An 11,969-nucleotide genomic window follows, 5' to 3' on the forward strand; every position below is an offset into this window, starting at 1 on the left:
GTCCGCCGTATCGCTGAAGCGGGTGACGCATTGCTCGGGAGACGTGCCCGGCACCGGCTTGTAGGTCTCGTCGAACAGCGCTTCCATCGTCAGCGTGCCCGCGTCGATCGCCTGCTCCAGGATCGCCGTGACGCGCGCCGCGTTCTCCTGAACGGCGCGGATGAACGGCGTATCGACCGTCTCCACATCCAGCCGGGTCGACAAGCCGATCAGCTTCTCGCTGGAAGCCAGCAGGCCGTTCAGCCGGTCGCGCGCGTGGTTCAGGTTGCCGCTGGACTGCGTGACGGCAGAGGAAAGATCGACGATGCGCCGCTCGACCGTGCCGATGCTGGCGGCGATCTCCCCCGCCGCATCCTCGATCCGGTCCTGCTGCTGGTCGACGTCGCCGATGGCGTCGGCCAGCGTCACCATCAGCTCGCCCAGCCGGTTGGCGTCGTGGCCGACGGCCGAAGCCTTCACGGCGGCCCCGGTGCCGCGCGCCGCCAGCGCCTTCACCTGTTCCGTCAGGTAGCGCAGGGTCGAATCGATCTCCTGGGTCGCCGACGCAGTCTTGCCGGCCAGCGCCTTTACTTCGTGGGCCACGACCGCGAAACCACGCCCGGCCTCGCCCGCCCGCGCCGCCTCGATCGTCGCGTTGAGAGCCAGCAGGTTGGTCTGCTTGGCGATGGCGCTGATCTCGTTCGCGACCCGGCCGACGCGGTTGAGCGCTTCGGTCAAGTCGCCCGACTGCTTCTCGATCGCCGTCACGTCCTCGGTCAGGGTGCGCAGACCGGACAGGGCATTGTCCACCTGCCCGCGGCCCAACGCCACCTGATCCTGCGCCTTGGCGGTCACCGCGCGCGCCGCGGCCGCCGCGGCGTTGACGTTGCCCGTCCCGGCGGACATGGCGGCGGCTTCGCCGCGCAACTCGTCCAGGACGGAAACCTGATGGGAGATGCGGCCGCTGACATCCTCGACATGTCCGGCCACGTCGGCGAAAGCCACGCCAAGGCTGCCGACTTCCCGCGCCAGCTCGCCGATCGCGGCCTCGGTTTCGGCCGTCAAGGTCCGCGTCGGTAGCAGGAATGACCCGTCCGCCATTGATTGTCCCTCCCAACGGATTTCTTGCCTGGCGCACAACCCGGCACTCGCTTATCCGTTAGTATACTAGGGACGTTTATTAAAATTCGATGAGAGCAGACTTCTGGCTTTGGTCAACGGCGCTTATACAATAAGCGGTAGTCAGACCCGCCGCATGAAATAGCGCCCCTGCCGCACCCCCGGCGGCAGCGCCACCGGCTCCCACTCGGCGATACCAAGGTCCTGGTCGCTGACGACGATCCCGCCCGGCGCCATCAGCTTGTGCAGGCGCGGCGCCAGGAAGGCGGCCAGTTCCGCATTGGCGGCGGGATTGCCCGAGCCGATATCGACATGGGCCAGAACCGCCGGTGCGCCTATCACGGCCGCCGCCCCGTCCAGGGTTTCGTGAAGATCGCCCAGCAGCAGGCACTCGTCCGGCGGAATGCAGTCCGGATGCGCCGCGACCTGCCGCTCGAACACGAAGATCCGCCGGTCCGGCAGCAGCGAACGCAGGTGATCGTAGGTCCGGCCATTGCCAAGGCCGAACTCCAGCACCGGGCCGGGCAGGTCGCGGACCAGCACGGCCGCGGCGTTCAGGCAATCGCGCTGGGCGGTGACGCGCCTGATGAAACTGTCCAACCGGCTCATGAAACCCCTTCTTCAAAAATCCACGATATCGAATCCGTGACGGCGATCACGCCGGCTTGCCGCTGGAAACAGCTTCCTGCAACTGCCGGGTCGTGTTCTCCAGCCGCTGCGCCAGCACGCGCATGATCTCGACCGCCATCTGGGGAAACTCCGTGACCATGCGGAAGAACAGGTCCTTCGATATGCACAACGTCGTCATGTCGGTCCGCGCCACGACGCTGGCCGTACGCGGCACATCGCATAGGATCGCGATCTCGCCGATGAAGTCGTTGCGGCCGACATGGGCCACGACCAGGGGACCGCCCGGCGTATCGACCGTCACGTCGGCTTCCCCGGACACGATGATGAACGCGCTGCTGCCCATTTCGTTCTGTTGGAACAGGACGTCGCCCGCATGAAAAGAGACCCGCTCGCTGGTAAAGGCCAGCAGCTTCAGCTTGCTGACCTCCACGTTGGCGAACATGGGTATCCTGCGCAGCAGCTCGACTTCTTCGGCAAGGCTCACGTCGGCGTCTCCTGTTACGGTGCGTTCATGCCGCACACTTGCTGTTCGGCTCCATGGCGTATCCCGCCGTTACACGTCACTCGGCCGCCAGCAACTCGTGCATGACTGTACCCGGCTTGTCCAGATCCTGATAACTGCCGTGCTCGGCAAGCTGCCCACCGCGCAGCACAAGGGTCTGGTCGAACCGCCGGGCGATGCTTGGCCTATGCAACACCCAGACCACCCCGCGTCCCTGGCGTTCCTCCAGGATCGCGTTGTGGATCTGGCTCTGGCTGGCGCCGTCCAGACCGGCGGTTGCCTCGTTGATCACCAGCAGGTCGGGGTTCTTCAGGATGCCGCGCGCCAGCGCCACCTTCTGCCGCTGCGCCCTGGACAGGCGCGACCCGGCGACGCCGACATAGTGGTCCATGCCGATCTCCTGAATGGTCTCGCGCAGGCCCAGTTCGTCGATCACCTGCGCCATCAGCCGCCCGACCTTGCCGCCGACCTGCGCCTGCCCATACGCGACCTTCCCGAACAGGATGTTGTCCTGGATGGTCGATGCCGCGTTGTACGCGTCCTCCACGAAGAACTCGACGCAGCCGCGCAGGGCGTCGGGCAGGTCGCGGGCAAAGACCTGGCGGGCTTCCAGCAGCCGCCGCTCCAGGTCGGGATTCATCAGGCCCAGGCGGTGCCGGGCCGGTATCAGCTTGAACGGCAGCGCCATCAGCCGGCGCTTTTCCTCCGGCTTCAGGCTGTCCAGGCCGTCCTTGTCGGCCTTCGTCACGATCGGCTGGAAGTCCGGCAGGTCTTCCGAACTGATGAAGCTGAACTGTTCGAAGAACTGATGGCCCGGCGGCAGGTCGGCGAACAGCTCGATCATGGTCCGCGCCACCTGAACGCCCATGTCCAGGAAATCGCCGGTCATGCCAACCTTTTCCAGCACTTCCAGCACGTAGGTGTTCTCCGCCATGCTGTCGATCGCGAAAACAGGCCCGACCGGACTGCCGAACAGCAGGTTTTCGGCCACGGTGGCGTTGTTGTTGTACCGTTCCGGGTTCCAGACCTCCACCAGCGACCGCATCGACGGCTGGGCCAACTCCGCCCGCAGCGCCGCCCGCGCCTCCAGGATGCGGTCCACCACATCGCCGCAGTTCGCACTGTTCAGCGTCCCGTTCAACCCAAGGCCGTAGACATCGTCCGAAAGGTCAACCATGGCCAGCACGTCCATGGTACGCCGGCGCAGCGCATCCGGCCCGTCGCATCCGGCCGCCTGGTAGTCGATCCAGTCGGCGTCGAGCGGGAAGTCGGTGTTGCCGGCCTCCTTGGATTCATGGGCGCGGCGCTTCCATTCGGCCTGGGCGCGCTCGTCCAGTTCCGACGGCTTCAGCGGCCGGTGGCGCAGCCCATAATACAGGTTGTCGCGCAGGCTGGCGGTGAACATGTAGCTGGTCTGCCCGACATAGGCGATCCGCCGGCCGGTGACCGCCTCCGGCAACTGGGACAGGTCCTTGTCGCCGACCCGGATGCGTCCGCCCGTCGGCATCAGCAGGCGAGCCACCAGCATGGCGAACTCGTCGCGTCCGGGGCCGCCGACGATGGCGGTATGGGCGTCCAGCGGCAGCGTACAGCTCACATTGTCCAGGATCTTGGGACCGGTTTCCTCGCCGAACGAGACGTTGCTGAACACCATGGCGCCGGTCAGCCGCTGCCCCGGATCGGCATCCGCCGCGATCAGCGCCGCCGGCATCAGTTCCGGCAGGTCGAACTGCTCGATCACCTGCTCGTACTTGATCCGGATGTCCTCTTTCATCTGATAATAGTCGAGCAGCTCCTTCCAGGGACCGGCCAGATCCTTGTAAGCCGCCAGCACCGCCACGAGAGAGCCGAAGCTGATGCTGCCCTTGATCACCAGGTATCCGCCGATCAGATAAAAGAAGAAGGGCGTCAGCTGATTTATGAAGTTATTGAGAAACTTGATAAAGAACTTGCGCTGAAAGATCTCGAAGCGGATATCGTAGACATCGCCGTAGCGATGGGAGAGATCGGCCAGATGCCAGGCGGATGTATCATGGGCATGGATTTCGGGCATGCCGGACACCGACTCGCCGATCCGGTCGGAGATCTGGCGCATCGCCCGGACACGCTGCTTGCCGAGCTGGTTGACCTTGCGCTGAAGCCGCGGGATCAGCCATCCCTGGAACGGATAAAGGGAAACTGCCGCCGCTCCCAGGATAGGGTCCTGCATGAAGATGAAGGTAAGGTAGACCAGCAGCGTGCCGCCCTGAAACACCGGCAGGGCTATCGAGTCGCCGATGAAGCCGCCCAGCGGTTCGACCTCCGCCGTAATCATCGGGATGATTTCGCCCTGGCTGACCTTGCGGAAGCGCGGCAGCGGGAAACGGATCACGCGCGCGTAAAGCTCATAGCGCAGCCGGCGCAGCATCCGCTCGCCCAGCCGCCCCTTGAGCGTGTTGATGCGGAACTTGAAAGCTCCGTTGACGACCACCAGGGTCAAAAACAAAAGTGACAGCAGAATGAGATACGGCACCTGATCGAACTGAAAGCCGAAGAATTCCTTAGGAAAATTCTGGCCGCCGATGGCGTCGTTGACGATCTGCTTAGGCAGTTCAAGAGAATAGTAAAGAAATGGAAATGAAGATAAGGTGAGCAGCAGAATCACCACCTGCTGCCGCGTACTATATCGCAGCACGAAGCGAAAGATGCTCTTTTCCATACCTCTGATATCCGAAACGATGGCCCAGCCCGAATCGTCAGGGCGGGGAAAAAGTGGAAACAAGAGTACCTGATGGATTGGCACCCGGCAATTCACATGGTCGATACCCAGGTATTCTGCTAGAGACTGACGTTAGCATTGATCCCTAAGCGCTTCGGAGTCAGCCAAGCGGCGGAACGTCCGGAAGCTCGACAGGATGCCGAGGATGACGCGATGAGTGACCGCGCATGAGCAACCGCACCGTTCAGGGCCGCGAGCACAGTCGCGTGCTGATCTACAGCCACGACACCTTCGGTCTTGGTCATCTGCGCCGTTGCCGGACGATCGCCCATGCGCTGGTCGAGCGCCATAAGGACCTGTCGGTCCTGATCCTGTCGGGTTCGCCGATCATCGGCAGCTTCGATTTCCGCAGCCGGGTCGATTTCGTCCGCATCCCCGGCGTCATCAAGCTGCGGAACGGCGAGTATACCTCGCTCAACCTGCATATCGACATCGACGAGATGCTGGCGATGCGGGCTTCGATCATCCGCCACACGGCGGAAATCTTCGATCCCGATCTGTTCATCGTGGACAAGGAACCGCTCGGCCTGCGCGGCGAGGTCCTGGAAACCCTGCAGATGCTGAAAGCGCGCGGCACGCCGCTCGTCCTGGGGTTGCGCGACGTGATGGACGAGCCTTCGGCGCTGGCCCCGGAATGGGAGCGCAAGAAAGTGCTCCCCGCCCTCGACAAGCTATACGACGAGCTATGGGTCTATGGCCTGCCGCAGATCTGCGATCCGCTCGAAGGCATCAAGGTGCCGCCCTCGGTCCGCAGGAAGATGGTCTATACCGGCTATCTGGAACGCAGCGAGTCAGCCCATGCCGACCGCCCGGACATGCCCGACGATCCGTTCATCCTGGTGACTCCGGGCGGCGGCGGCGACGGGGAGGAGATGGTCGACTGGGTGCTGCGCGCCTATGAGGCCGACCGCAAGCTGCCCCATCGCGCCCTGATCGTGCTCGGCCCCTTCATGAACCGCGAGCTTCAGAACGAATTCATGACGCGGGCGGCGGCGCTGCCGATGGTCGAGGCGCTGACATTCGAATCCCAGCTCGAAAGCCTGATGGCCAAGGCGTCGGGCGTCGTCGCGATGGGCGGCTACAACACCTTCTGCGAGATCCTGTCGTTCGACAAGAAGGCGCTGATCGTGCCGCGCATGGTGCCCAGGCTGGAACAGTTCATCCGCGCCAGCCGGGCGCAGGAGCTTGGTCTGGTCAGCATGCTGCCCGACGACGGCGTCCGCGACGCCCATGCCATGGCGACCGCGCTGCGCCAGTTGCCGCAGCAGCAGGCGCCCAGCGACGTGATCATCCCCGGTCTGCTCGACGGGCTGGAAAACGTCAACCGGCTGGCCGAACGGCACCTGTCGGAACCGCGGCGCCCGGCGCGCCGCACCCTGTTCCGCCGGCGGGCCTGACCGTTGCACGTCTCGGAAAATTCGATCTGCGTCATCCTGAAGGGGTGGCCCCGGCTATCGGAAACCTTCATCGCACAGGAACTGGTCGGGCTGGAACGGCGCGGCCTGACGCTGAACCTGTTCTCGCTCCGCCATCCGACCGACAAGGCCACCCACGCGCTGCACGCCCAGCTCAAGGCGCCGGTCACCTACCTGCCGGAATACCTCCATGACGAGCCGGCACGGGTCGCCCGCGCGCTGAAGACCACCCGGCGCCTGCCCGGCTGGAATCATGCCCGCGGGATCTGGCTGAAGGATCTGGCGCGCGACCGCACGCGCAACCGGGTCCGCCGGTTCGGCCAGGCCATGGTGCTGGCGTCGGAACTGCCGCCCGATACCAAGCGGATCTACTCCCACTTCCTCCACACACCCTCCAGCGTCGCCCGCTACGCGGCCCTGCTGACGGGGCTGCCCTGGAGCTTTTCAGCACACGCCAAGGACATCTGGACCATCCCGGAGTGGGAAAAGCGCGAGAAGCTGGCCGATGCCCGCTGGGGCGTCACCTGCACCCGCATGGGCCACGCGCATCTGGCCGGTCTGGCGCCGGTCCGCGAGCGGATGGAACTGCTCTACCACGGACTGGAGTTCGGCCGCTTCCCGCCACCGCCCGCATCGCGTCCTCCCCGTACCGGCAGCGATCCCGCCGACCCGCTGATCCTTCTGTCGGTCGGCCGGGCGGTGGAAAAGAAGGGCTTCGACGTGGCGCTGGCAGCATTGGCCCTGCTGCCGCCGGACCTGTCCTGGCGCTGGGTCCATATCGGCGGCGGCGCCGGGCTGAAGGCGCTGAAGGCCGAAGCCGAACGGCTCGGGCTGAGCGACCGCATCGATTGGCTGGGCGCCCAGCCGCAGGACGTCGTGATCGCCAACCTGATCGCCGCCGACCTGTTCTTCCTGCCCAGCCGCATGGCCAGCGACGGCGACCGCGACGGGCTGCCCAACGTCCTGATGGAAGCCCAGATCATGGGCCTGCCCGTCGCCGCCACCCGGATGGCCGCCATCCCCGAACTGATCGTGGAGGGCGAAACCGGCGTCCTGGTCGATCCCGGCGATGCGCCTGGACTGGCGGAAGCGCTGGTATCCCTGGCCCGCGATCCGGCAACCCGCACCCGGCTGGCCGCCGCCGGACGGGAACGGGTCCGCTCGCATTTCAGCGCCGAAGCCGGGCTGGACCGGCTGGCGAGGTTACTGAGTCAACCCGAACTCTTCCCCCTCTCCCTCCGGGAGAGGGTCGGGGTTAGGGGAAGCGCGACTGCCAAGTCCCCTGCCATGCAAGCACCTCACCCTGACCCTCTCCCGGAGGGAGAGGGGATAAGTAACGGTGTGGGAATAAGCCGCCCCGAAGAGACCGGGGCCTGACCCCAAACCATCATGCGGATAGCCTTCTACGCGCCTTTGAAGCCACCGAACCACCCGACGCCTTCGGGCGACCGCCGGATGGCGCGGCTGCTGATCGCGGCGCTCGAGCATGCCGGCCATGACGTCTCCCTGGCGAGCGGCTTCCGAAGCTGGGACGACGGTGTCAGCCCCAACCGCCACGAACGCCTGGGCGCCCTGGGCTGCCGCCTCGCCGGCCGCTTGGCCCGGCGTCTCCGCAAAGAGCCCCCCGACCTGTGGTTCACCTACCATCTCTACCATAAGGCCCCGGACTGGCTCGGCCCGGCCGTCAGCCGGTCCCTCGGCATCCCCTACGTGATCGCGGAAGCCTCCTACGCGCCCAAGCAGGCGGGAGGACGCTTCGACCTCGGCCACAGGGCGGCGGCGCAAGCCATCGCCCAAGCCGATGCCGTGATCTCCCTGACGACGGCCGATACCGAATGCCTCCGTCCGCTGCTGACATCGCCCGACCGTCTGTCGGTGCTGCGCCCTTTCGTCGAGCAACCCGCACACCGTGACCGCGCCGCCGACCGCGCCGGCCTCGCCCACTCCCTCGACTTGAACACCGACGCTCCCTGGCTGCTTGCGGTCGGCATGATGCGCGGCGGGGACAAGCAGCGCTCCTTCCGCATCCTAGCCCGGGCGCTGGAGCGGCTGGGCTGCCATGACTGGCGCTTGCTGGTCGTCGGCGACGGTCCCCGGCGCACTTGCGTCGAGGAAAGCTTCGGCACCCTCCCGCCCGGCCGCATCCGCTTCCTCGGCGCCCTGCCGCCCGACCGGCTTGCCGCGTGCTACGCCGCCGCCGACCTGATGGTCTGGCCTGCCATCAACGAGGCCTACGGCATGGCCCTGCTGGAAGCCCAGGCCGCCGGCCTTCCCGTCGTCGCCGGCCGGACCGGCGGCGTTCCTGATATCGTATACGACGGCGTCACCGGACTGCTGACACCCATCGGCGACGAAACAGCCTTTGCCGAAGCGGTCGCAACGCTATTGACGGATCGGACGCGCCGTGCCGCCATGGCAGCTGCCGCGGCACGGATCGCCGCGGCGGAACACGGCTTCGCGGGCGCGTCCCGTACGCTCGACGCGCTCCTGAAACAGATAGCGGGTTCCCGATGACCGACCTCCTGATCCTTCGCCACGGTCCGACCGCCTGGAACACCGAAGGCCTGATCCAGGGCCGTACCGACATTCCCCTGTCGCCGGAAGGTGAAGCCGTCGTCCGTACCTGGGTCCTGCCCAATCACCTGCGCGACAGAACATGGGTCGCCAGCCCCCTGTCCCGCTGCGCCGGGACCGCGCGCTTGCTGGGATTGGACCCGACCTTCGACGCCCGCCTCGTGGAAACAGACTGGGGAACCTGGGAGGGCCGCACGCTGACGGACCTGCGGGCGGAGCTAGGCGACCTGATGGCCGCATGGGAGGCCCGTGGCCTCGATTTCCGCGCACCCGAGGGCGAGAGCCCGCGCGACGTCCAGGACCGTCTGCGCCCCTGGCTTACCGAAACCGCCAACCGGTCTCACCCGACCGGAGCGGTTGCCCATAAGGGCGTAATCCGCGCAATCTATGCGCTCGCCACGGGTTGGGACATGACGGACAAGCCGGCCCACAAGCTCCTCGACGGCTGCGCCCACCGCTTCACCCTGCTGCCCGACGGCACACCGACCGTCGCCGAGTTGAACATAGGTTTGGAAATTTGATTAAATTCCTATATACTGCCTTCTTCCCTCTTTCCATCATCAGGAGTCGATTCCATAGCCGCCAACTCTCGCTTCGTAGGTCGGTGTAGAGCGAAGCGGCAGCCGACAAGCAGGCGCGTCTATGCCGGCTGCCGCTTCGCTTTAGACCGACCTACGGCATCAGCATCTTCACCAGTCAACATCGCTGGCCAATTAAACGCCTTCCTCTTTCGGTTTAAGTTAACGCCACGAACAGGAATGATGACATTTGCGTATACCTGACGACGGGTCGGGGGGCGTAATCATCGCCCGGCTACCCTCATGAAGGCTCTGATCTGGGTCCAGCATCTTCTCGGCATCGGCCATGTCCGCCGGGCGGCGCTGATCGCCCGCGCCATGGCCGAGGCCGGGCTGGACGTCACGGTGGCGTCCGGCGGCTTCCCCGTCGCCGGTGTCGGTTACGGCGATGCCCGCGTGGTGCAACTCCCCCCCGCCCGTGCCGCCGACAAGAGTTTCAAGCTCCTGGTGACCGACGGCGGCCGTCCGCTCGACGACACCTGGAAGGAACACCGCCGTACCGCCCTGCTGGCGCTCGCCGAAAAGGTCCGTCCCGATATCCTGCTGCTGGAAACCTATCCCTTCGGCCGCCGTCAATTCCGCTTCGAACTCCTCCCCCTGCTCGATGGCCTGAACCGGTGGCCGTCCCGTCCCCTCGTCGCCGCATCGGTCCGCGACATCCTGGTCGCCAAGGACAACCCGGCGCGCGAAGCGGAGATGGCCGACATCGCCCGCCGTCATCTCGACCTCGTGCTGGTCCACGGCGATCCCGAACTGGTGCCGTTCGAGACCACTTTCCCGCCGGCCGATACCATCCGCGACCTGATCCGCTACACCGGCTATGTCGCCCCGGCGCGCAAACCCGCAGCACCGCACGGCGACGGCCACGGCGAAGTCGTCGTCTCGGTCGGGGGAGGAGCCGTCGGTCTCCCCCTGTTGCGCGCCGCGATCGAAGCCCGCCCGCTGACGGCGCTTGCCGGCATCCCCTGGCGCCTGCTCGCCGGTCCCGACATCCCTGAGGCCGAGTTCCAGGCTCTCCGCACCTCCGCGCCCACCGGCGTCATCGTGGAACGGGCACGTCCCGATTTCCCCGAACTGCTTGCACGCTGCACGCTGTCGATCAGCCAGGCCGGCTACAACACGCTGATGGATATCCTCCAGGCCCGCTGCCGCACCGTCGTCGTTCCGTTCGCGTCCGGCAGCGAGACCGAGCAGACCGACCGCGCCCGGCTGTTCGAGGCGCGCGGCCTGCTCCACATCGCGGACGAAGCCGGGCTGACCGCCGAAACCCTCGGCGCCGCCATCGCCCGCGCGCTCGAAGCGCCTCCCCCTCCCCCCTTTACGCCTGCGCTGGATGGTGCCGCCGCCACCGCCCGCCTGCTGATCGAGGCCGCGTCGTGAACGACGCCTGGGATGCCCTGACCCTTGAACTGGACCAATGGGGTACGGAAGGCCGCACCGCCGCTTTCTGGTGGCGCGACGACGATGCCGTCGCCCCGACCCCTGCCCTCGACCGGCTGCGCAGCCTCAGCGCCGGCATTCCGGTAGCCTTGGCCGTCATCCCCGCCGGAGCGACCCCCGAACTGGCGGCCGAACTGCACGGCTGGCCCGAGGCCGCCGTCCTTCAGCACGGGCTGTCCCATGCCAACCACGAGACGGCGCCGGCCAAGAAGGCCGAACTCGGCGCCGCCCGCCCTGTATCGCGCGTTGTCGGCGATCTCAGGACGGGATGGGACCTGCTGGCCCCCTTCGACCCCCTGCCAGTCCTTGTGCCGCCGTGGAACCGGATCTCGCCCGACCTGATCGGGCGTCTCCCCGGCCTCGGCTACATCGGCTTATCCACGTTCACTCCGCGTGCGGCAGCCAACCCGGCACCGGGCTTGCTCCAGGTCAACACCCACGTCGATATCATGGACTGGCATGGCGGCGGAGGGTTCGCCGGGACGGATGCGGTCGTCGCCGCCACGGTCCGCCATCTCGCCGCCCGGCGGAGCGGCGCCGCCGATCCGCTTGAGCCGACCGGCCTGCTGACCCACCACCTCGTCCATGACGCGGATTGCGACCGCTTCCTCGCCGCGTACGCCGCCGCCATCTCCCGGCATCCCGCCGCTTGCTGGCGGGATGCCCGCCATATCTTCGGGAGCCAGTCTTGACCCGCTACCGCTATCCCCCCGGTCCGTTGCTGGGAGACTACGCCCGCGCCACCACCGGTCTTGTATTGACCGGACTTCCACCACTGCTGCTGTCCCTAAGTCCCTGGGTGGCACTGCCGCTGGCTGTAGCCGCAGGATTGTTCGTACTATTCACGGCACGGACGGCGCAGCGTCACATGACCGTCATTGAGATGGACAATACTGGCATTTATGCCCGCGGTCCGCTTGGCGGTTCGATTCCGTGGGAACATTTGGCTCAGGTACGATTAAACTATTATTCGA

General features: G+C 66.2%; 10 protein-coding genes and 1 pseudogene. 7 read left to right on the forward strand and 4 right to left on the reverse strand.

Annotated features, from left to right (window positions below; all coding sequences use genetic code 11):
• The 4 genes from AC5JJ6_RS22485 to AC5JJ6_RS22500 form a co-directional block, all read right to left on the reverse strand.
• Nucleotides 1–1,080: methyl-accepting chemotaxis protein (locus tag AC5JJ6_RS22485; RefSeq protein ID WP_496044204.1), on the reverse strand; the 1,080-nt coding region annotated here is incomplete at its 3' end.
• Between the two features lie 141 nt (nt 1,081–1,221).
• Entirely contained in the window at nt 1,222–1,707 is a 486-nt protein-coding gene (locus AC5JJ6_RS22490) for a class I SAM-dependent methyltransferase (protein WP_496044205.1), read from the reverse strand.
• Between the two features lie 46 nt (nt 1,708–1,753).
• On the reverse strand, nt 1,754–2,212 hold the full coding sequence (locus tag AC5JJ6_RS22495; RefSeq protein ID WP_496044206.1) for a cyclic nucleotide-binding domain-containing protein: 459 nt from the start codon (nt 2,210–2,212) through the stop codon (nt 1,754–1,756).
• Between the two features lie 76 nt (nt 2,213–2,288).
• On the reverse strand, nt 2,289–4,928 hold the full coding sequence (locus tag AC5JJ6_RS22500; protein ID WP_496044207.1) for an ABC transporter transmembrane domain-containing protein: 2,640 nt from the start codon (nt 4,926–4,928) through the stop codon (nt 2,289–2,291).
• 227 nt (nt 4,929–5,155) lie between these two features.
• Between AC5JJ6_RS22500 and AC5JJ6_RS22505 the strand changes: the two genes are divergently transcribed.
• The 7 genes and pseudogenes from AC5JJ6_RS22505 to AC5JJ6_RS22535 all read left to right on the forward strand — a co-directional run.
• Nucleotides 5,156–6,385, forward strand: a complete 1,230-nt coding sequence (locus AC5JJ6_RS22505; protein WP_496044208.1) for a glycosyltransferase family protein — start codon at nt 5,156–5,158, stop codon at nt 6,383–6,385.
• Nucleotides 6,386–6,388: 3 nt separating this feature from the next.
• On the forward strand, nt 6,389–7,780 hold the full coding sequence (locus tag AC5JJ6_RS22510) for a glycosyltransferase family 4 protein (protein ID WP_496044209.1): 1,392 nt from the start codon (nt 6,389–6,391) through the stop codon (nt 7,778–7,780).
• Between the two features lie 12 nt (nt 7,781–7,792).
• Nucleotides 7,793–8,917 carry a glycosyltransferase family 4 protein gene (locus AC5JJ6_RS22515; RefSeq protein WP_496044210.1) on the forward strand — a complete coding sequence of 375 codons (1,125 nt, stop codon included), beginning with the start codon at nt 7,793–7,795 and terminating at the stop codon, nt 8,915–8,917.
• The gene (locus AC5JJ6_RS22520; RefSeq protein ID WP_496044211.1) at nt 8,914–9,498 is read left to right on the forward strand and encodes a histidine phosphatase family protein; all 585 of its coding nucleotides are present in this window, start codon (nt 8,914–8,916) and stop codon (nt 9,496–9,498) included. The genes AC5JJ6_RS22515 and AC5JJ6_RS22520 overlap by 4 nt, the downstream gene beginning before the upstream one ends.
• A 300-nt stretch (nt 9,499–9,798) precedes the next feature.
• Nucleotides 9,799–10,935, forward strand: a complete 1,137-nt coding sequence (locus tag AC5JJ6_RS22525; protein ID WP_496044212.1) for a glycosyltransferase family protein — start codon at nt 9,799–9,801, stop codon at nt 10,933–10,935.
• Entirely contained in the window at nt 10,932–11,687 is a 756-nt protein-coding gene (locus AC5JJ6_RS22530) for a polysaccharide deacetylase family protein (RefSeq protein ID WP_496044213.1), read from the forward strand. Before AC5JJ6_RS22525 ends, AC5JJ6_RS22530 begins: the two co-directional genes overlap by 4 nt.
• Nucleotides 11,684–11,969 (forward strand): annotated as a pseudogene (locus AC5JJ6_RS22535) (hypothetical protein); the annotation flags it as partial. The gene AC5JJ6_RS22530 and the pseudogene AC5JJ6_RS22535, both read left to right, overlap by 4 nt.

The sequence above is a fragment of the Skermanella sp. genome (assembly GCF_059503625.1).